Here is a 21,300-nt window from a genome sequence, read left to right as displayed (position 1 = left end):
AATCCGTTGCATCGGGACGGATTTGCGCACGATCAGAGCTGCATACGACAGAATATAGAATTGCAGACCTGCCCAGCAGCCCGCCCAGGCGGTCGGCTGGCAAAAAATCCCACAGACCTGGTCTCAGCCCTGGCAACCGCCGCGGCCCTTCGGCAACGAAGGCTGCGCATTGCCGTGTGTGCGCCTTTTTTGCGGATGCACCCGGTTTCCACGCGCTCCAGACCGTCCCCACGTTTCCTTTTCCTGATCTGAATGCACAACATGCACCCTAGCGAGGCTGAGATCATTCCTTACCACGCCTCCCCTGTGCCTCCTGCCCCAGGTGGCGTGCTCGTACTGGCGCCCCACCCAGACGACGAGGTGTTCGGATGCGCCGGTGCGATCGCCGGGCACTTGCAGGCCGGGCACTCCGTCCAGGTGGTCCTGTTGACGGCGGGCAGCCACGGAGAGCAGGGCGAGGCCGGGCAAGGCTATGCCGAAACCCGCCTGTCCGAAAGCGCTGAGGCGGCCCGCGTGCTGGGCCTGCCGCCGCCCCAGTGCTGGGGCCTGCCGGACCGCGAGATCAGCTACGGCGAAGCCCTGGTGGGCCGCATCACCCAGGCGATCGCCGAAACCGGTGCCGACGCGGTGTACGCTCCTTCCCCTTGGGAGCTGCACCCCGACCACCGTGCAACCGCCCTGTGCGCCCTGGAGGCGGTACGCCGCCTGGAAGGCGTGAGCCTGCACCTGTATGAAGTAAGTGCCCCCCTGCGGCCCAACCGGCTGCTGGACATCACGCCCGCGTGGTCGCTCAAGCAGCAGGCCATGCAGGTCTTTGCCAGCCAGGAGAAGAAGCTGCCCTATGCGAGCTTCATCTCCGCGCTCAACCGCTTCCGCGCGCTCACGCTGTTCCCGGCCGCGGAATATGCCGAGGCCTTCGAGAGCTACACCTCGGCCGATCTGCGCGCGGGGGGGCCGCTGCTGATCGAAGGCGAGAAGCAGCGCCTGCTGGGCCGCGGCGTGGCCGTGCTCCCGCAGGACATGCCGCTGGTATCGGTCATCGTGCGCACCATGGGCCGGCCCACGCTGGCCAAGGCGCTTGGTTCCGTGGCGCTGCAGACCTACCCGCACCTGGACATCGTGCTGGTGGATGCCGCCGGCGATGGCCTGCCCGGCACGCAGTGGGCCGGGGGACCGGTGCCCGTGAGCCTGGTGTCGCAGGGCAAGAAGCTCAACCGCGCGCTGGCGGCCAATGCCGGCATGGCGGCGGCCACGGGCGAATACCTCATCTTCCTGGACGACGACGACTGGTTCTACCCGGACCACATCGCCAAGCTGGTGCTGGCCGTACGCCAGAGCACCACGGTCAAGGCGGTGCACACGGCGGTGGAGTGCGTCGATGCGAAGAGCGAGCCGGTGGGCGAGATCTTCCAGTTCCCCTACGCCTCGGGCGAGTTGCGCTACGGCAACTTCATGCCCATCCACTCGGTGCTGTTCCATCGCAGCCTGGTGCAGGCCGGCGGCGCCGCCTTCGACGAGCGCTTCGATCTGTACGAGGACTGGGACTTCTGGCTGCAGGTGGAAGGCCGCACGCCGTTCGAATTTGTGCCCGGCGTCTCGGCGGCCTACCGCATCCATGCCGGGGCAGGCGAGGGCGTGCAGGCCGATCGCCAGCGCGCAGCCGATGCCACCGCGCAGCTCTATGCCAAGTGGCAGGTGCTGCAGTCGAAGCAGACCTTCGAGGAGCTGGTCACGCGCTCACTGTCGCGGCGCAGCGTGCTGTCGCAACTGGCCGAGCGCGGCAAGGACGTGAAACGGCTGACGCAGGACCTGATGGACCAGCAGCAGCGCGCCATGGACGCCATGCAGGCAGCGGACAAGGCCCGCCAGGATGCGCACCACCTGGGCGAGGCGCATGACCTGGCCTGCGCCGCGCGCGACGTGGTGCAGCAGGAGCGCGATGCCACCATCGTGGAACTCCATGCCGTGGTGCGCGAGCGGGACCTGGCCCACCAGCATGGCGCGAACGTGCTGAGCCTGTACACCGATGCCCAGGTGCACATCGGCTCCCTGGAGGCTTCTGCCGCCGCCCTGGGGGCGGAGATCGCCCTGGCACGCAACCATGCGCACAACCTGCAGACCATGCTGGACGGCACGCAGCACCAGTTGCGCCTGGTGACGGGCTCGCGCTCATGGAAGATCACCCGCCCGCTGCGCCTGGTGGTCCGGCTGCCGCGCTACGCCCGGAGCGTCGTGGCGGCCTATTCGGTGGCCCGCAGCCGGGGTGTGGGCCTGCCTCACCTGGTCAAGCGCACGGTGTCGGTCCTGCGCACCCAGGGTGTGCAGGGCGTGCGCCAGCGCCTGCGGCGCATGCTGCATGGCTCTGGCCATGGGGCGGAAGCGCTGGATACCGGAGCGTCCGTGCCGGACGCCGTGCCCGGTGCCGCACCACGCAGTTATACCGACTGGGTGGCGAAATACGACACAATGGACCCGGTCAAGCTCTCGCGCCTGGTGGCCGAGGCGGCCGAGTTGCCGCGCAAGGCCCTGGTCTCCATCATCATGCCGGTCTACAACCCCGATCCGCAGGACGTGGGCCGCGCTATTGCCTCGGTGAAGAACCAGGTCTACCCGCACTGGGAGCTGTGCATCTGCGACGATGCATCGACCAAGGCTGGCACGCGCGCGCTGCTGGAGGCGGCAGCCGCCGAGGAGCCCCGTATCCGCCTGGCCTTCCACGAAAAGAACCGGCACATTTCGGCGGCGACGAACACGGCCATAGCCCTGGCCAAGGGCCAGTACATCGCCCTGCTCGACCACGACGACGAGCTCACGCCGCATGCGCTGCTGCGCGCCATGCAGGCCTTTGCGCGCAACCCGCAGGGCAAGGTGCTGTACTCCGACGAGGACAAGATCGACCAGACAGGTCGGCGCTTCGATCCCTACTTCAAGCCCGATTTCAACCTGGGCCTGCTGCGCTCGCACAACTACATGTGCCACTTCGCGGTCTACGACGCGCATTTCATGCGCGAACTCGGCGGCCCACGCGTGGGCTTCGAAGGGGCGCAGGACTACGACCTCGCACTGCGCGCCATCGACAGCGTGGACGCGACCGCCGTGCTCCATGTGCCGCAGATCCTCTACCACTGGCGCACGGCAACCGGCAGCACGGCCTCGGGCCACGGCAACAAGAGCTATGCCTTCGAGGCCGGCCGGCGCGCCCTGCAGGAGCACCTGCAGCGCCGCGGCCTGCAGGGCGAGGTGCTGGAGGCGACCGAGGCCTCGGGCATGTACCGCGTGCGCTGGGGCATTCCGGCCAACCCGCCGCTGGTGAGCATCGTCATCCCGACCCGCAATGGCGAGAAGATCCTGCGCCAGTGCCTGGACAGCCTGGTGCAGACCCGCTATCCCAATTACGAAATCATCGTGATGGACAACGGCAGCGACGAAGCCGCTTCGTTGCAGCTGCTGGCCGAGCGCACGGCGTCGGGACAGATCCGGGTGCTGCGCGACGACGGCCCGTTCAACTTCTCGGCCATCAACAACCGGGCGGTACACGAGGCCACGCGCGGCGAGTTCGTGCTGCTCATGAACAACGACATCGAGGCCACCCACCCCGATTGGCTCGACGAGATGGTCGGCCCGGCCCTGGAGCCCGGCGTGGGCTGCGTGGGCGCCCGGCTGTGGTACCCCGATGGCCGCATCCAGCACGCGGGCGTGGTGCTGGTCTGCGGCGTGGCGGGGCATGCGCACAAGCTGCTGGCGCGCGGCCAGCACGGCTACATGGGTCGCGCCGTGCTGGCGCAGGACTTCGTGGCCGTGACGGCGGCCTGCCTGCTGCTGCGCAAGTCGATCTATGAAGAGGTGAGCGGCCTGGATGAAACCCTGGCCGTGGCCTTCAACGACGTGGACTTCTGCCTGCGTGTGCGTGAAGCAGGTTACCGCAACCACTGGACGCCGTATGCCGAGTTGATCCACCACGAGTCGGTCTCGCGCGGCTACGAGGACACGCCGGAGAAGCAAAAGCGGTTCAACTCGGAAGTGAAGATCCTGCAGACCCGTTGGCCGGTGCTGCTGGCCAATGACCCCTGTTACAACCCCAACCTGACCATCGACGCCGAAGACTTCTCGCTGGCCTGGCCCCCCCGGGTCGTCTGACGCGGCGCTCGTCGCCACCCTTTGCCACGTGACCGTTTCCTTCCTTGAATCCATCGTATGAGCCGACTTGATTCCCTGTTGCCGCTGCTTGCCTGCCCGCGTTGCGGCTCACGACTGAACCAGCATGAGAGCCGGATGGTGTGTGGTGGGTGCGGCACGGCCTACCCGCTGCGCAATGGGGTGCCCGTGCTGTTGCCGGAAACCATCGAGGAGGCGGGGACGGGCGAGGCATCGGTGGACGATCCGGTCTCGCGCCACCCCTACAGCCAGGAATCGCAGAGGATCATCGAGGACCACAAGGACGGGTGGGTGCTGGACCTGGGCGCGGGTGGCAAGCTGCAGCGCTGGGACAACGTGGTGCAGATCGACATCTTCCGCTACCCGATGACCGACGTGGTCGGCTCCGCGGACCGGTTGCCGTTCCGCGACAACAGCTTCAGCGCGGTGATCAGCCAGGCGGTGTTCGAGCACCTGCAGTATCCGCAGGCTGCGGTCGAGGAAATCCGCCGCGTGCTCAAGCCGGGCGGGGTGGTCAAGATCGACACCGCCTTCCTGCAACCCGAGCACGGCTATCCCCACCATTTCTACAACGCCACCGAGACCGGCCTGCGCGAGTGGTTCCGCGAGTTCGACCTGCGCTGGAGCGGGGTGGAACCCCACCAGCATCCGCAGTGGTCGCTGAGCTGGTTCATGGGCGTGTACCTGGACCGCCTGCCGGCCGGGGCGGCGGCGCTGCTGCGTGCCACCCCATTGGGCGACGTCGTCGATGCCCTGCAGAGGGCGGGCACGGGTGCCGCCCAGCCGCAGGACGCCGCCATCATGGAGGCGCTCGGCGCGCTGCCTGAACACCACCTGCGGACATTGGCGGCAGGGGTTTCGATTCGAGCGATCAACCCGCCCAAGACCTTGCCGTCGTCCGCATCCCCTGCGATGGAGGGCGTGTCCCCGGTCGTGGCCACGGATCTGGACCGCAAGCTGGCCGCCGCGCGCACGGACCTGGAGCGCCTGCGCTCGGAGTTGACCACGGTGCGCGAGCACCATCTGCTCGCCAACGACCAGTCGCGCTATATGGCGCAGTACTACCGCCTGATCGCCGATGCCGGCGAAGAGGCGCCCCTAAGTGCCGGGCGGCGGGCGCATGCCCTGTTCCATGCCAAGAACATGGTGCGCGCCGTGGTGCCGCCAGGCATGTGGCGGTTCATGCGGGATGGCTGGCGCTCATTGTCCGGTGCAGGCGCGGCGCAGAGCGCTCAGGCGGCCCCCGCCCAGGCGGTGGCTGCACCCTTCGTCTCGGTCGTGGTGCAGCCATTCGACGTGGCTGCGCTCACCGCCACCTTCTTCTCGCTGGTGCGCCAGACCTACTCGGGCTGGGAGTTGCTATTGCTGGGCCACCCCGATCAGTCACCTGCGGTGCGCAGGGCCATGGAGGACTTTGCCCGGCTGGATTCACGGCTGACCATCGTCTCCCGGACCGATCCTGAGGGCTTGTACCCCTGGCGTGGCCGGTACCGACTGGTGTTGCACGAGGGAACCACGCTCTCCTTCAATGCCCTGCAGGAGATGTTCACGCTCGCCAAGATGCGTCCTGGCACAGAGGCCATCATGGCAGACTACGATGCCGTCCTGGGGCGCGACGATGTGATGCCTCCCGTGCGGTGCCAGAGCGCGCCGGTTCCGCAGATCGACAGTTCGTTCGCGGTCTCGGCGCCGTTCGTTTTGCTGGCGGCCGAGGCGTTGCGCGGAAATGGTGCGGGCCGCATCGTCAATGTGAACTATCAGCAGGTCGCCCATATCCCATTGGTGCTCTTTCACGCGCTGCAGGAGCCTGTATCCCCCACGAGTCGCCCACCGGCAACTCATTGAACTTCCACACTATCTTGAGACACGCATGAAGAATTTTGCACAAAACATCACGCTTGCCGCAGCCATGGTTGCGGTGTTGCCATGGCTGGCCGGTTGCGCTACCTCGCAGCCGGCAGGCAGCGCGACAGCCGCGCCGAGTACGGCCTTGACCCAGTCCAAGCCGCTGAACGTCGTTTTCGAGTCTGCGGCTCTGGAGTCGAAGCTGGCGCAGATGGGCGTGCTTACCAATTTCAAGCGCTATTGGCAAGCCCATTTGGACCGCAACTGGGGCCTGCGCTACGAGCTGGAGCATGGGATCGACCCCGGCCGGACGGATGCAAAGTTCTATGCGGACTACCACGCAAAGGCCTGGACCCTGAAATCCTTCAAGGTGCATGATGTGACCCTGGATGGCAAGCATGTCATCCTCGACGTGGAGAGGGCCTTGGCCGATCCGACCGGCAAGAAGGCCGATGTCACGGTCCGCGACTCCGATATCTGGCTGGAGGTGGACGGGCAGTGGAAGCACGTCAACCTCGACTCCGTCCTGAAGTCGCGTTGATGATAGGGCCGTGGCACGGATCGCCTGCAAGGTCGGGCAGAACGCCTGTCGGGCTGTCAGGATGGTCGTGCCGCTGGCCCACTGTGTGGCGAGGGGGCAGGCCGCAGGCTTGCCGTGTCGGGCGCAGGAAAAGGACAACGGGCGCTTGTTGCAGAGCTGCAACATCCATCGCCCTAGTTGTGACACCAAACACATTTTATCTACGCCCCCCTGCTCAAACCGGGGGGCGATTGTGTAGGATGCGAATCAACAGTCCATAGAGTCCGCTTGTCTAGATTGTGTACGCGGGGCGGATTGTTGAAGTATCTGGTGTAAACTTGTAAAGCTATGAGTGTGGGCTTGCTCAGGTGCTTTTTTTAATTTTTATGGAGAAATCTGTGATGAAGAAGAAACTTCTTGCTGTAGCAATGGGCGCCATGCTCGCTGCTGGTGCTGCAAACGCTGTGACCGTGAATCACGCTGGTTTGGGTGATTTGCTGGTCGCTCCCTCGTATTTCATCGGTGGGGGATGGCAAAGTGAGTTGAAGGTTATCAACACGAGCCTGACGCAATCCGTGGTTGCCAAGGTCGTGATTCACGACAACGAGCGCTCCGAAGAACGTCTTGACTTCTTGATCTACCTGTCGCCTGGCGACGTGTGGGTCGGTACCCTGGCCAGCCAAGCTGCCGGTGCCAATGGCCAAACGACCCGCTCGGTCGTGACGTCCAGCGACGATTCGATCCTGCTGCCTAACTCCAACAACTTCGCGTCCGCTGCTACCCCAGCAGTGATCGTGAGCGGTGCTGGCGAAGGCCGTTCGCCTCTGACCAACATCGGTTACATCACGATCATCGAATCGCAAGCATTCGACATCGCTCCTAACGCTCCTGGCGTGTCCAAGGCTGCCATCAAGGCTGCATTCGACGCTGCTCCAGCTGTGGTTGCCGACACCAACACGCCTAACGTGCTGGCTGGTTTCCTGACCATCTCCAACCCGCTGAACGGCCAAAACGCTTCGCTGCCTACCCTGGCACTGGCTGACTACAACAACCGCATCAAGCAAAACATCGGTGTTGACTCCAGCCTGGGCGCTCCACGTTCGCAAGCTACGGTTGCTGACATCGAAGACGCACTGTGGAAGACCTCGTTCGTCGTGCCTTACGTTGTTGGTGGCAGCCAGTCTTCGCTGGTCTCCTTCACGTTCCCCACGAAGCTGACGTACCGTAACGTCATCAGCGGCCAGTACCCCTTCGCTACGAAGGTCGCTATCTCCGCCGACGTGTTCGACTACAGCGAAAACCGCATCACCGGCCCAGCGTTCAACATCTCGCCTCTGCCTGCCGCATCGGTAACCAGCGTGTTCGAACACGACTGGCTGGCTTTCGGCAGCCAGATCAGCGTGGGTTCGTTCACCGCTGGCTGGGCTAACGTCCGCTACGCCAACCCAACGGTTTCCGTTGGCCAAACCTCGGCTCCTTCTGTGAACCTGGGCAAGTCCGGCGGTCCTGGCATCGTTACCTACATCAACACGATTGGCCCAGAAGTCACGTGGCACTACGCTCCTTCTAACTAAGAAGTTGCGACTTTAGTAAAAAGGCCGCCGGCGAGAGCTCGCGGCCTTTTTTTTTTGGGTGGATGCAATGCGGTATCTAATTGTTATTTTTTTGGCTGCAATGGGCACATTCGCCCAGGCCGCGAATTTTGTGTCGATGCACCAGTCTGCGCACAAAATCGCCCTTCCTCCGGCACCCGGCACCTTCGTCTACCCCTTTGATACCAAGGTGGGCTTCAAGGCGCAGTACGATCCTGCGGGTGTGACAGGTTGCGCAATCGGCTTTGGCACCGGCGGCTGCGCCTTCCCTGGTGGTGGTTCCCTTTCCCTTCCCGAGTTCACTGGCTTCCAGATGCAAAGCCAGGAGTTCAAGGTCTATATTCCCGCAGGCTCCCGTTCATTCCTGTTCTCGGGCTATGCTGCCCAAGGCACCCAGTCGGCCTTCGTGCTGCGCTACGGCAAGGAGCCAACCCGCGTCGCACCCCTGAGCGCTTCCGAGTACTCGATTGCCCAGGTCAATGAGCGCATCGACACCTCGTTTGGGCGCCTGGTCAATGAAGATGTCGACCACTTCGTCGTGCACGATGGTGGCGGCACCCTGCGTTTCGTGGGCGGCCAGCTCGATGCCAACCGCAGCAGCACTGACCAAGGTAAGTGGCTCTATGTGCGCCAGCTGAGCGGCGCCGCGCTCTACGACTACCAGGGCGCCATTGACGTGGACATGCCCAAGTATGCGGCCGGTTACGCCAAGATTTCCTGGACCACCAGCCCGTTCCCGGATCCCGTGGATGCTGCATCGCCGACCACTCCGACGACGCCGACCACCCCCACGACTCCGACGACGCCGACCACCCCTACGACTCCGACGACGCCGACGACTCCCGCCCCTACGGCTGGGGCGGTTACAACCACCATGGTGTCAGCGGCCGGTCAGCCCCTCAAGCTCGACATCACCTTGGAGCAGACCAGTACCGCGGTGGCCGCCAGTGAAAAGACCAGTGTCTGGATTGCCGCGCGCATTCCTGCCAATGGCCTCTTCTTCACGACGGACGTCTGGTTCTTCCGCAAGGCCGACTCGTGGGTCCAACTGGTCTTGCCGAATCCCGAGACGGTTGCGTACTCCAGCCAGATCCCCTCAGCAACCAGCCTCAAGTTCTCGCCGTCGTTCGACCTGACGACTGATGACTTGCGTGCATTCAACGTCGAAATCTATTTCGGCTACAAGAACAGCAATGGTTCCTTCATCAGCAAAGGAAAGATCTGGTAAAGGCGCAGCCTTTCGAAGACAAAAAAAGGCCCTTCGGGGCCTTTTTCTTTGGGGGCGCGCAAATGACGGACGGGGCAGGTCGCCCAGGCCGACTAAGGCGCTGAAGTGCCGCAGGCCCCGCACAGCCCCTTGGGAGCAGCGCGCGGCATGGGTTCATGGCCTTACGGTGGGAACCTGGAAGGGGTTGGCGCCCTGGTTTTGCTGCATGTTGGCATTGTTGCGCGCTGCATTCAGTGCCTCGGAGAGGCTGTTGAACACCGTGTTGGCCGCGTTCGGTGAGTTCGCAGCCGGCGCGGGGGCCGGGGCTGCTGCTGCCTGCTGCTGGGCCACCTGGGCGGTGCCCGCACCCGGAGGAGAGGTAGGTGCAGCGGCAGCCGCCTGGGCGGCTGCCGGATCTCCGGCGGGTGCCTGCACCACGGGCGTGGCGCCTTGAACAGGCGATGGGCTCTGGGCCACAGGGGCGGGCGCCCCGGGGCCGGTCGCCCTGTCCATCTTCTTGGTGAAATAGATGCTCTGCTGTCCCCCGGGCGCCGACAGCACCACGTGGGTGGGGTGGACCTGGCTCAGGGTGAACTCGCCCAGCGCCTGCCCTTCACGGAAGGTCGAGAAAGGGCGCCCCTCCGTGGCGGCGCTGGCGAAGCGTGGCCCCAGGCGCACATTGGCCATCTTGACGCTGCCTGCAATCACCACGCCGTACAACTGCAGATCCTGGTCGGTGACCACGGCAGGTGGCGGTGGCGGTGGTGGTGGCGGCACGGGCGGCACGCGGTCCGGCCATGCCTTGCGCTGGGCATCGAAAGGATTGGCCGCGCCCATGTAGGTGGGCGTGGGACTTGCAGCTAGCGGAGCCGCAACGGCAGGCGCAGGGGTAGCTGGGACCACTGCCGCAGGCGCCGGGCGCACCGGCACCCCGGGGGCTGTGCCCTGTGGAGCCTGAGCCCATGCCTGCCCGCTGAGGGCGATGCCTGCTGCGGCCATCGCCAGCGCCAAGGTGCATGGCGATGGCTGGCCCGCGGGGGCAGAAAGGAAACCAAGAGTAGGCATGTACTCACTCCCAAGAAATCGAAATGCCAGGCGGGCCCGGCGAAAAACAAGTGATGCTGCAGCGACCTGCCCGGCAGGGCGGATGGCGCAGGGAAGTGTTGCGCAATGACAAGGCGCAGGACCGCATTGCTGCATGTCCTCCTTGTCCGTGGGCTGGATTTTCGCAGAGTGGCGGGTGGCCTCGGCGCTACAGGATGTGTCGTCCTGCCGCGAGCCTGTGCCACTCAGGCCGATGGGTGCGCTCCTGCCTCCCGGGGTGAGCCATAGGGCGGATGGAACCTGGCCAGCAATTCGCTCCCCGCGTTGCGCTCCTGGCCGCCGCCGCTGCTGCGCAAACGCGCAAACACCGCGCCTTCTCCGAAATGCGCCAGCGTCTGGTAGGAGGCGAATGCCCGTGCTCCAGTTCCCAGGTGCCCGACGCCGATCTGCCGCAAGGGATCGGGGCTCAACTCCAGCACCCAGCCCTGCTGGAGCGCTGTGGGTACCTCAAGCTCGATGCCGTCGGCTGTTCGCTGGCCCGGCTGCTCCAGGTCCCCCAGCGGACCGGGCGGCACGTGCTGCAGCTGGTGGGCTTTGTGAAGCCAGCGATCCCCTGCATAGTGCTTGCTGAAATAGATGGCGGCCCCAGCTTCCATCAAGCCCTGCTTGTGGGGTGCATTGCGCCAGGCGTGCACCGCCTGCGCTTCGGGGGCCATGGCCATGCCCCAGCCCTGGCGGCGCAAGCGCAGGCACAGGTCGGAGTCCTCGAAGTACATGAAGAAACGCGGGTCGAACAGGTTGCCCCCCGCGTCCAGAACACGGCGGTGCACGATGACCGCGCCGCCCGACAGCGCCCGCTGGCGCAATGGTGTGTGCCGGGCCTGCCAGGAGCGCAAGGCCTCGGCCCCCGTGGCGTGGCGGACCCGGTCCCGGATGGCGGGTTCCCTGCGGGCACGCTCCGTGGCCCAGGCACGCACGGCGGTAGGCAACCAACTGGGCGGCAGGCGCCATTGCAGGGCAGCATCCAGGAACTGCCGCGGTGCGACCGCTCCCAGCGTGGCGTCACGGGCCAGCACATCCACCAATGCCGCGGTGCATCCCTTGACCAGGCGCACATCGGGGTTCACCAGGAAAAAGCAGTCGGCGGACGAGGCCTGCAAGGCCAGGTTGCAGCCGCGGCCAAACCCGATGTTGCCGTCAGCGCGGTGGGAGTGCACGGACGGCGGCAGCAGCGACTGCAGCAAGGCCCACTCCCTGTCGTCATCGCTGTTGTCGACCACGCGCACCTCTATGCCGGGCGCATCGGCCAGCACGGACTCCACGGCCGCCACAATTTCGGCGGCATCCCGGTAGTTCACCAGAATGGCGCAGCAGCTCAGGCCCATGAACCCTCCTGGAGGGGCGTGGCGCGCACCAGGAAGGCATAGGTATTCCAGCTTTCTGGATCCGCCTTCAAACGCGGGCTCTGGGCCCAGTGTCGGGCCCAGTCCTCGGGGGCTGGCACCTGCACGCGCTCCAGGTGCTCTACCTGGAAGCCTGCAGTCGCCAGCAAATCCTGCAGGGTCTTCCAGGTGAAGAAGCGCACATGGGTCACGCAGTGGATGCCCAGCGGGCAGTAGTCCCAGCGCCCTTCGATCAGATCGGCCACCACCCCCCAGTGGCCCACGTTGGGAATGGAGATGAGGACCGATCCACCTGGCGCCAGCAGGCTGCGGGCACGGGCCAGCCAGGCCTGTGGGTCATTGGCATGCTCCAGCACATCCAGAAAGCTGATGCAGTCGAATGCGCCGTCGCCCTGGTTCGGCAAGCCGGCAAACGGCTGGGTTAGAAAGTCGCCCTGCCACACATGGTCCACCTGGGTGCGCGCGGTGCGGCAGGCCTCCTCGGAGTACTCGGCCAGATGCGTTTCGCTGCCGCGCAATTCCTTGACCGCCTGCAGGAAGCCCCCCTCTCCGCCACCCACGTCCAGCATGCGGGCCACGCCGGCAGGCAGCAGGGGCAGCATGTCTTCGCGCCGTGCCTGGTGGTAGCTGGCGAAGTCGTGCACGAAGGCACCGGGCACCCACCGGGCGTGGCTGCGCACGGTGCCGGCATGCACGGCGGCCACGGTGGTCAGCGTCACCAGTGGTACATGCTGGCCACTGTCTGCAAGCAGCGGGAGCTCGCTGGTCCCCAGTTGCTCCAGGTAGCGCTCCATGCCGCGCACGGTGCAGTAGTCGGGGGCCAGGGCAGGCGGAAAGCCCGGGTCGAATGCGTGTACGGCCGTGGGCGTACCCTGCACACCGTCGAGCGCCCGGCCCAGCCGGTCCAGCACGTCGGGGCCCGCCATGACATGGCCATGGCGCAGCAGCAGCACGCGGGCATTTTCTTCCAGCGGTGCGGCGGCCGATGCCCGCTCCAGCGCCTGGCTCCACGCCTGCGGACTGGCCGGCTCGGGCATCTCCTGCCACACCGTGGGCGCGGGCAACATGCGGTGCAACTGGTCCCAGCCGTAGCGGAATTCTTCCGACGACAGCGGGCTCGATGCGGTGGAGACGATGACCAGTGCGATGGGTGTCATGGCGCGTCCTGGTCCAGGGGCTGCGCATCTGCTGCGAGCATCGACTGCGCCAGGGCGCGCACGTCACCACGTTGGTGGATGGCCACGCAGGTGGTTGTGAGGGGGAATTGCTGTTCCCATTTGGCCTCGAACGCCGCTCCGCTGCGCGCGATGCGCTGCGCCGTGGGGCGGGGCAGGGGCGGGTGCTGCGGGGTGTTGGACCAGTGTTCGCAAAACGCATCCACGGCGGCGGCCTGCAAGCCCGCCGCCTGGGCCTGCAGCACCAGGTCGGTGGCGTAGAAATCCCAACCCAGCGCCGGGTCCATGCGCAGGCCGCTGTCGCTGCGCACGGCCACCAGCAGTTCGTCCAGGCTGTCCACCAGGCAGGGCAGGGGTGCCGCGCCGCGCAGCACCTGGCCGCGGTCCAGCACGTGGCCTGCGTGAACGGCGGCTGCTCCTGCACCCACCACGCCGTAGGTTCCGACGACGGACAGGCGCCCCAGCTGCTGCTCTGCCTGTGCGATGGCCTGGGCGAACAAGCTGTCCCAGCCCCCGGGCAGCACCACATCCTGGTGCACCCACACCACCCACTCCTGTGTGGGCCGGGAGTCCATCACGGCGTTGAACGCCTGGGCTGCGGACGGGGCGTTCCAGCGCAGCACCAGCGGCTGCCGGCCGGCCGCCATGCAGGGGGACGCCAACAAGCGCTCGCGCACGATGTCGAAGCTGCTCACGGCACTGACAAACAGAAAATCAGACACGGTCAACAATCCTTGGAGCGGCACCAGCCGCCATCATGCGCCCGTGGCCTCGGCGGCCACGTAGGTGCGGTACAGGTCGGCCGCCCACCATTGCCAGGGATGGGCCAGCAGATGGCGTTCGAGTGCCGAGTAGGCCTGCTGCAAGCCGCCATTTTCGAGGGTGACGGGTTCGGTGACTTCCACTGTGAAGTGCCCTCCCGGCCCCTCCTGGCAGGTGTAGAGCGCCAGCGGCGCATGGCCCGCCCGGGCCAGAAATTGCGGGCCCGACGCCATCCGGCGCTGTGCGCCCAGAAAGTCCACGGGCTGCGACCGGTCCTGCGAGGTGGAGGGGCCATCGCAGGCGATGACCACGATCTCTCCGCGGCGCAGCGCGCTCACGAAGAAGCGCATGCTGTCCTCGAAGTGCGTCACCCGCCCGGGGGCCAGCAGTCGGTTCAGTGCCACCGCCTTGGTGGCAAAGTGCTGGCTGATGGCGGGCGGCACCATGGCATCGTCCGTGAGCTTGGTGGACATGAGGTTGACCGTGAGGCCGGCTTCGGCAAGTGCCGCCAGGCCCACGTAGAGGCTGTCGAAATGCGCCGTCATGAGCACCACGCCTTGCTGGCTGTCGCGCGCCTTGACCAGCGCTTCCAGCCCGATGATCCTGGCCTGGATGTTCTTGCGGTCCAGATGGCTCAGCCTGGCGGCCTCGACCTCCTCGCGCGACATGCATACGAAGCGCCGCAGCGTCAGCCGGCGCGGCAGCGTGCCTTCTTGGGCCTGCAGGCGCAATTGCGCCATGGCGTGCTGCGTGGCCTCGCGCACATAGCCGTGGCCCAGCGACAAGGTGCGCCAGTCCCAGTCCATCGCATAGTTGATGCAGCCGCGCAGTATCCACAGCGGGCGGGCAAGCCACCGCGGCAGCCGCGCCAGCAGGGGCAGCACCAGGCCGTAGTCCAGCCGCGCCACGCTCCGCGACAGCCAGCGCGGAAACTGCTTCAACGGCTTGGTGCCGGGGCTTCCGGCTTCTTCAACACGAAGATGTGGTACCCCATGTCACCGTCCTGGGCGAGTTCACGGTAGTTGTTCAGCACCAGGGACCAGTACTTGGAGATGCGGCTGCGGTTGCCGGGCTGGCCGGCATTGAATTCATGCACGTGGTGGTACAGCGGGCCATACACCTGCGGTCCGATGTCTTCGGTCGACACCAGTTCGAAGCCGGCATCGCGGATGAGCGCGTGGTAGGTCTCCGCGCTCTCGTAGTAGTTGCCCTGGCGAAAGCGCACACCTTCCACGCGCGAGCAGGTGATGTCGGCCACCACGGCGTAGCCCCCCGGCCGCAAGGTGCGGAAGATCTCGCCGAAGAACGAGGGCTTGTCGTCGTAGTGGAACGAGGACTCGATGCACAGCCCGAAGTCGAACGCGTTGTCCTGCAGCGGCAAGGCCATGGAATTGCCCTGCTGCGCCTGGAAGCGGTCCAGCACCCCATGGGCCTTGGCATTGGCCTGCGCAAGGGCCAGTTGGCCTTCGGCGATGTCCACACCCGTCATGCGCGCGTTCGGCAACTGTTTGAGCACGTTGATGCTGATGCCGCCGATGCCGCAGCCCACTTCCACCCCCTGGGCACCGTCCTTGGGAATGGAGGCGATGATGCGGTGCACCAGCGACTGCTGTGCCTCGTACAGGTGGTTCACGCCATCCGACCAATAGCCGAAGTTGAGCATCACGGTGGGCGCTGCGGCGGCCTTGCTGCCCAGAGCGATCCAGTAATCGCGGTTCTGTGCGTAAAAATCTGAAACTTCGTGTGCGCTGTTCATAAAATTCGGTAAAAAGGATTGGCACGGGCCCAGTGCAGGGGGCTCTTGTCCATCATCGTGGAAATCAGCGCAGGGGCCAACAGAGGGCCGATGGCTGCGCGCAGGCCTCAAGGGCCAAGCTTAGCGAAAATCCGTATCCCCTCCGGTAAGCCACCAGGGGCGTTGGAGCAGATCGCCGGTGATCGCAGGGTCGCGGGCTACCGTCACGCAGTTGGTGCATGCCAGTTGCGAACTGGCGTCCGCCAGTGCCGGCATGGCGCCCAGTCGCGCCGCCAGCGGTGCACTGAACCACCCGGTGAGCGCCGTTGCGCCGGCAGAGGCCGCCAGGGCGCGGGCAGCCACCAGCACGGTTGCGGTGTGGCGCAAGGGTGCCAGCCAGTCCACGATTTCCCAGGTGCCAGGGCCCGGTCGCAGGACCACCGCGCCCAGGATGCGCCGAGTGAGCCGGTGGCGCACCCACCAGGCCTGGTAAGGCCCGTCGGGGTGGCGGGCGAAACGGTGGCGCCACCAGTCGGCGTCGCGCCGGGGCAAGACAAAGCCTTGCGCGTCGCTGCGCAATGCCTGCCAGAGCGTGTCCAGCCGGCCTTGCGTGTGCGGGTCTGTCCAGTCCAGCGGCGCTGTTGCCCACAGGCGAAGCTTGCCGCCGTTGTGGCCGGCTGGCGGGCTGGGCCACGCGAGGGCAAGGACCTCACCCAGCGTTTCATAAAGACCCAGTGCCTTGCCGAGCCGGGCGGCGCGCTCGTTCGGGAAGCCGAAGCCGATGGCAAAGCGGGTCTGCGCGCCGATGTGCTGCTGCAAGAACGATTGGGCCGCCGTGGCAAAGGCGCCGTTGCGCGACAGCACACCCCGCGCCTGCTCCATCACCATCACATCGCCCAGTTGCACCGCGGCGCGTTCCCTGCCGTCCCACAGCAGTGTGCGGGCCGTGCCGCCGTAGTGTGCGATCAGCTTGCCTTCGTGGTCGCGCGTGCCGGTGGCCTGGCCCCGGCCGTCCGCGTACTTCCATTGCCACAGGGCATCGCTCATGCTGGAGCCGAACACCTGGGCAAACAGGGCACGCACCTCGGGTGATTCGGCGGGGCCCAGGTTGACTGCGTACCAGGATCTTGCGTTCATGCCGCCACCTTGGCTGTCCACTGGCGGGGCAGGCTCACCAGGCCTTGCTCCAGCCCGGTCTGCACCACGCGCAGCGTGATGGCGCGCTCCACGATCTCATACGGGTGCAGGCCACGCTCGCACGCCAGGATCACCGAGATGGTGTAGTCGCCCTGCAGCAATGGCAGCTTTGGCAGTGTCAGGGTGCCGATGCCAGAGCCAACGGCGTCCCGGGACAGCTCCACGCCGTCGTTGGCGCTGCCGGCGCTGGCCACCACCGTGCCATTGGCATGGGCAATGCCGATGGCCACCGACGGGCAGGGCAGGGCCGGGTCGCTGTCGAACTGCACGCGCAACTCCAGCGTCGTGCGGCCGGAGTGGATGGCCAGCTCGCGCCCGGCCACGCCGTCGGCCAGTGCCTGGATATCGGTGATCACGGCCGTGCCGTCGGGCGCCTTGCGCACCTTGGCGCCGTGGGCCAGGGAGTCGGCCTCGAAGCTGTCTGCCATCGCATTCGTGGCGGCATCCGCATGGGCTGGTCTGGCGTCGCCCTCTCTGAGGGGTGCGTCCTCCATCACCAGCGAGGTCTCGTAGGCTGCAGTCACCTTGGGTGCTTCGTCCCACATGCGCATGCGCCCGCCCTCGAGCCAGAGCGCGCGCGAGCATAGGGCCTGCACGTGGTACATGGAGTGGGAGCAGAACAGAATGGTCGCACCCCGGTCCTTCATGTCCATGATGCGGTCGAAGGACTTGCGTGCAAAGGCGCCATCGCCGACCGAGAGCGCCTCGTCGATCACCAGGATGTCCGGGTCCACGCTGGTGGCCACGGCAAATGCCAGGCGCACGAACATGCCGCTGGAATAGGTCTTGACCGGCTGGTGGATGAACTGGCCGATGTCGGCAAACGCCAGGATGCTGTCCAGTCGCTCGTCCACCTGGGCCCGGCCCATGCCCAGGATGGCGGCGTTCATGTACACATTCTCGAGCCCGCTGAAATCGGGGCTGAAACCGGCGCCCAGTTCCAGCAGCGCGGCCACCCGCCCGCGCACTGCCAACGTGCCGTGCGTGGGGGTGAGCGTGCCGCACACCATCTGCAGCAGCGTGGACTTGCCGGCGCCGTTGCGGCCCACCAGACCCACCACTTCGCCGCGGCGGATATCGAAGCTCACATCCTGCAGTGCCCAGAAATCCCGGCTGTACTGCTTGTAACGGCCCCACAGGAGCTGCTTGAGGCGGTCGCTGGACTGTGAGAACAGTGAAAACCGCTTGCCCACGCCGCGGGCTTCGATGGCCAGGGTCTGGAGGGTGTCTGCAGGGCTATCAAACGACATCGGAAAACCCCGTGCGAACCTTGTGGAAGAAGGCTGCGCCTGCCGCTGCCACGGCAGTGCAGGCGGCCAACAACACGGCCAGGGCCTGCCAGTCGGGCCAACGGCCATTGAGCAGCACCTCGCGCGTGCCCGTCATCACCCAGGCCAGCGGGTTGAGCAGCAGCCAGGGGCGCACCGCCTCGGGCAGGGCCTCCACCGGAAAGAAGATCGGACTCAGGAACATCAATGCAGCGACCACCATGCCCAGCAGCTGCGCCACGTCACGTACATAAGTGCCCACTCCGGCCAGGAACCAACCCAGGCCGAGCACCAGCGGCAGCAGCGGCAGCCAGACCAGGGGCAATGCCAGGGCGGTGATGGTCAGTCCATGGCCGCTCAACACCGCCATGCCCACCAGCAGCAGCGCTGACACCGCCAAACCCACGCAGGCGCTGGCCGCGTTCACCCAGGGCATGATCTCCAGCGGAAAGACGACCTTCTTGACCAGGTGGGGCTGCTCCAGCACCAGGTTGGGCGAGCGGTTCACGCACTCCGCGAAGAAGCCGAACACGGCCAGGCCCGCATAGATGCGCAGCGCAAAGGCCAGATTGCCTTCGTCCACGCCACCATGCCAGCGCACACGCATGACGTGGCGGAACACCAGCGTGTAGACCCCCAGCATCAGCAACGGCGTGAGCACCACCCACACCATGCCCAGCCACGACTGCCGGTAGCGAGCATGCACTTCGCGGCGCGCCAGTTGCAGCACCAGGGACAGATGGCGCCAGGGCCACAGATAAGACAGAAGGAATCTCAAGGCAATAACCGTAAAACGAGGGAGAGCGCCAGCGGCGATCCGGTGGGGGCGCCCATGGCAGGAGGTGTCAGGCTTTGGGAGGGTCCGCGCGTCCTTCTGCAATATCGCGCATGAGCTCAGGCTGCATCAGCTTGAGGATGTTGCCTTCCCGTACCAGCACCTTGTGCAGGAACAGCACCTGGAACGCCCGTGTAACCGTCTCCCGGCTGGCGTTGATCATGATGGCCAACTCCTGGTGGGTGGGGGCCTGTGCGACCTCGGCCACCCCGTCGACCGGGCGCTGCGGCAATTGTAAAAGCAATACGCAAAGCCGCTGAAAGGGGTTGGGAAGGCTCAGCAGCGTGCGCTGCGCCATCACAGTGCGCACCCGCTGCGCCAGCCGGGTCATCACGGCCTGTGCCAGCGCCGGGTGCCCCAGGATCAGCTCGCGTGCTGCGGCACCGTCGAGAAATGCCACCGTGGACTTCACCGCAGCAATGACGAATTCCGAGGGCGGCTTGCCATCCACCAGGGCCAGCTCGCCGAAATAATCCCCCGGATCCACGAAATACATGCCTACACTGCGGCCGTCCACCGTGAAATCGACCCCCTGCAGCCGTCCTTCCACCAGAAAACCCAGCTCCTGGGTCGGGTTTTCCTTGCCCATCACCATGGCCCGGCGGGCAAAAGAACGCAGCGCCATGCGTGCCGACAGTGGCTCCAGGGCTTCGCGCGCCAACGGCTGCAGCAAAGGAAACTGGCTCAACAACTGAACGGAAACGGGCATAGATAGGGAAAAACGCGGCTTGAGCCGATAATACGAAGCCGCTGAAAACGGCGCCCAACGGGCGCCAGGAGATGCAGATCCAGGGCTGGATCGTGCCATGCACCCATGGGATGTTTGCCGGGCTGCGCCAAGCAGCGCATTGCGGCATTACACCACTGGCAACGCTCCCAGCATATTGCCAGTGCTGCGGCAAGTGGTGTGTGACCGTGCTCACACACTGTGAAACAGACATGAGCGAAAATAGGGACCAGAGCTATTTCCTGGCCTGCGCCTGTTTTGGCGCCGCCAGGCATTCTCTGCTGTCCGAAAGGCACACCATGAACCACCGATTGCACCCCATTGCCGCCTGCCTAGCCTTTCCCTTGATGGGGATGGGTGGCCTCGCGCTTGCCTCTACACCCGGGCAACCCTTGGGTGCTGTCGTGGGTGAAGCCACCTTTGTCATCGGGGCGGCCGCCATTCTCCAGGAAGACGGCAGCAGCCGCGTGCTGGACCGTGGCGCCGCCGTGCGTGTCGGCGACCGCATCGAAACCAAGGCCGGTGGCCATGTGCACCTGCGCTTTGTGGACGGTGGTCGCCTCAGCGTGCGGCCGGCCAGCCGCCTGCACATCGAAAGCTACAGCCATTCTGCGCAGCAGCCGCAGCTGGGGGCCATCAAGTTCCGCCTCGATGAAGGCGTGGTGCGCTCCATCACCGGCAGCTGGGGCGAGGCCGCGCGCGAGCGTTTCCGCCTGAACACGCCCGTGGCCGCCATTGGCGTCAAAGGCACGGACTTCGTCGTGCGCTCCGACATGGAACGCACGGCTGCCTCGGTCTACACCGGCGCCATCACGCTCACCCCGCTGGCCAACAATGGCTGCGGCGCGAGTGTCGGCCCCTGCATCAGCGGCCACGAAAAGCTGCTGTCGGACGACATGAAGGGCCAGATCCTCGAGTACAGCCGCCGTGATGCCACGCCCCTGCTGGTGGCCACCGACGCCGTGACACGCAATGCCCGTGCCGTGGAAATCACCGCGCGCACCGACAAGGCGCAACCCCAGACGCTGGACGACCTGCGCGCCGAGCCTACACCCGTCAAGTCGCTCACGAGCGAGCAAAAGGCGGTGGAAGTGGCCGTCTATACCCCACCAGTGGCGCCTGTGGCGCCCCCGCCGGCACCGGAACCCCCGGTGACGGTCGCGCCGCCACCACCCCCTGCGCCCGCACCGGCTCCCACCCCTGCGCCGCCCCCTTCCGTGGTCGAACCCTCGGTGCCGGTGCTGCCACCCCAGGTAACCCAGCTGGCATGGGCTCGTAACCCCTGGACCTCGCGCGCCGAGGGCGACAGCTTTGTGGTGGATTACGAAACCGCATTGAAATCGGGCTGGAACCGGGTGATCGGCAACCCGTCCTACGCGCTCTTCCAGAATCCGGACGCCCAGGGCAAGCTGCCCCAGGAAGGGGTGGTCAACTTCCGCCTGGCCAATGCCAGCGCCCAGTTCTACAAGGATGCGCAAACCGCCATCGAGGCGGTGGCAGTGCAGAGCGGGGCCCTGCAGGTGGACTTCGGCCGCTCGCTGTTCAATACCTCGCTGTACATGGCTAGCAAGAGCGTGGGTTCGCAGAACATCCAGGCCTCGGGCAATGTCAATGCCACAGGGCAGTTCATCCCCACCGCATCCAATGCCAACCTCACGGGCCACCTGAATGCCAACGGCACCGAGGCTGCCTATGCCTTCGAGAAACCCCTGTCCCAGGGCTCGCTCAGCGGCGTAACCCTTTGGGGGCGCTGATTGACGCCACGCCAGCCGCCAGCGGACAGACGTCCGGTAGGACGACACCGGGCGCTGCTGGCAGGACTGGCAGCCGCCGCC

The 21,300-nt window shown here is 65.9% G+C and carries 16 protein-coding genes; 6 read left to right on the top strand and 10 right to left on the bottom strand.

Going from position 1 to position 21,300, the window contains the following annotated elements:
• Positions 1 to 261: 261 nt before the first annotated feature.
• From PMI14_RS33425 to PMI14_RS06925, 5 genes are all read left to right on the top strand, one after another.
• Positions 262 to 4,137 (top strand): glycosyltransferase, encoded by a 3,876-nt coding sequence (locus PMI14_RS33425; RefSeq protein ID WP_162137117.1) that lies wholly within the window; start codon positions 262 to 264, stop codon positions 4,135 to 4,137.
• A gap of 57 nt (positions 4,138 to 4,194) precedes the next feature.
• Positions 4,195 to 6,000 (top strand): methyltransferase domain-containing protein, encoded by a 1,806-nt coding sequence (locus tag PMI14_RS33420; protein WP_081497288.1) that lies wholly within the window; start codon positions 4,195 to 4,197, stop codon positions 5,998 to 6,000.
• Between the two features lie 25 nt (positions 6,001 to 6,025).
• On the top strand, positions 6,026 to 6,541 hold the full coding sequence (locus PMI14_RS06935; protein ID WP_007851949.1) for a hypothetical protein: 516 nt from the start codon (positions 6,026 to 6,028) through the stop codon (positions 6,539 to 6,541).
• Between the two features lie 380 nt (positions 6,542 to 6,921).
• Positions 6,922 to 8,094 carry a hypothetical protein gene (locus PMI14_RS06930; RefSeq protein WP_007851946.1) on the top strand — a complete coding sequence of 391 codons (1,173 nt, stop codon included), beginning with the start codon at positions 6,922 to 6,924 and terminating at the stop codon, positions 8,092 to 8,094.
• Positions 8,095 to 8,194: 100 nt separating this feature from the next.
• Entirely contained in the window at positions 8,195 to 9,340 is a 1,146-nt protein-coding gene (locus PMI14_RS06925; protein WP_007851936.1) for a hypothetical protein, read from the top strand.
• Between the two features lie 153 nt (positions 9,341 to 9,493).
• Here the strand turns inward: PMI14_RS06925 and PMI14_RS06920 are convergent, their stop codons facing one another.
• From PMI14_RS06920 to PMI14_RS34755, 10 genes are all read right to left on the bottom strand, one after another.
• On the bottom strand, positions 9,494 to 10,156 hold the full coding sequence (locus PMI14_RS06920; RefSeq protein WP_007851933.1) for a hypothetical protein: 663 nt from the start codon (positions 10,154 to 10,156) through the stop codon (positions 9,494 to 9,496).
• A 452-nt stretch (positions 10,157 to 10,608) separates the two neighbouring features.
• Positions 10,609 to 11,748: a glycosyltransferase family 2 protein gene (locus PMI14_RS06915; RefSeq protein WP_007851930.1), complete on the bottom strand. Its 1,140-nt coding sequence runs from the start codon at positions 11,746 to 11,748 to the stop codon at positions 10,609 to 10,611.
• Positions 11,739 to 12,923, bottom strand: a complete 1,185-nt coding sequence (locus PMI14_RS06910) for a methyltransferase domain-containing protein (protein WP_007851926.1) — start codon at positions 12,921 to 12,923, stop codon at positions 11,739 to 11,741. Before PMI14_RS06910 ends, PMI14_RS06915 begins: the two co-directional genes overlap by 10 nt.
• On the bottom strand, positions 12,920 to 13,663 hold the full coding sequence (locus PMI14_RS06905; RefSeq protein ID WP_007851923.1) for a hypothetical protein: 744 nt from the start codon (positions 13,661 to 13,663) through the stop codon (positions 12,920 to 12,922). Before PMI14_RS06905 ends, PMI14_RS06910 begins: the two co-directional genes overlap by 4 nt.
• A gap of 33 nt (positions 13,664 to 13,696) precedes the next feature.
• Positions 13,697 to 14,644: a lysophospholipid acyltransferase family protein gene (locus PMI14_RS06900; protein ID WP_007851922.1), complete on the bottom strand. Its 948-nt coding sequence runs from the start codon at positions 14,642 to 14,644 to the stop codon at positions 13,697 to 13,699.
• A complete protein-coding gene (locus tag PMI14_RS33415; protein ID WP_007851920.1) occupies positions 14,641 to 15,459 on the bottom strand; it encodes a class I SAM-dependent methyltransferase in 819 nt (272 codons plus the stop codon). The genes PMI14_RS06900 and PMI14_RS33415 overlap by 4 nt, the downstream gene beginning before the upstream one ends.
• Before the next feature lie 120 nt (positions 15,460 to 15,579).
• Positions 15,580 to 16,575 carry a GNAT family N-acetyltransferase gene (locus tag PMI14_RS06890; protein ID WP_007851919.1) on the bottom strand — a complete coding sequence of 332 codons (996 nt, stop codon included), beginning with the start codon at positions 16,573 to 16,575 and terminating at the stop codon, positions 15,580 to 15,582.
• Positions 16,572 to 17,885 carry an ABC transporter ATP-binding protein gene (locus PMI14_RS06885; RefSeq protein ID WP_007851917.1) on the bottom strand — a complete coding sequence of 438 codons (1,314 nt, stop codon included), beginning with the start codon at positions 17,883 to 17,885 and terminating at the stop codon, positions 16,572 to 16,574. Before PMI14_RS06885 ends, PMI14_RS06890 begins: the two co-directional genes overlap by 4 nt.
• Positions 17,875 to 18,681, bottom strand: coding sequence for an ABC transporter permease (locus PMI14_RS06880; protein WP_007851915.1), 807 nt, complete (start codon positions 18,679 to 18,681; stop codon positions 17,875 to 17,877). Before PMI14_RS06880 ends, PMI14_RS06885 begins: the two co-directional genes overlap by 11 nt.
• A 67-nt stretch (positions 18,682 to 18,748) precedes the next feature.
• Positions 18,749 to 19,447, bottom strand: coding sequence for a Crp/Fnr family transcriptional regulator (locus PMI14_RS34755; RefSeq protein ID WP_158279151.1), 699 nt, complete (start codon positions 19,445 to 19,447; stop codon positions 18,749 to 18,751).
• 422 nt (positions 19,448 to 19,869) lie between these two features.
• Between PMI14_RS34755 and PMI14_RS33410 the strand changes: the two genes are divergently transcribed.
• Positions 19,870 to 21,219: a FecR domain-containing protein gene (locus tag PMI14_RS33410; RefSeq protein ID WP_052024343.1), complete on the top strand. Its 1,350-nt coding sequence runs from the start codon at positions 19,870 to 19,872 to the stop codon at positions 21,217 to 21,219.
• The last annotated feature ends 81 nt before the right edge of the window (positions 21,220 to 21,300 follow it).

It is taken from the genome of Acidovorax sp. CF316, from assembly GCF_000276605.1.
Lineage (GTDB): Bacteria > Pseudomonadota > Gammaproteobacteria > Burkholderiales > Burkholderiaceae_C > Acidovorax.
This window is presented reverse-complemented; position numbering and strand designations above follow the sequence as displayed.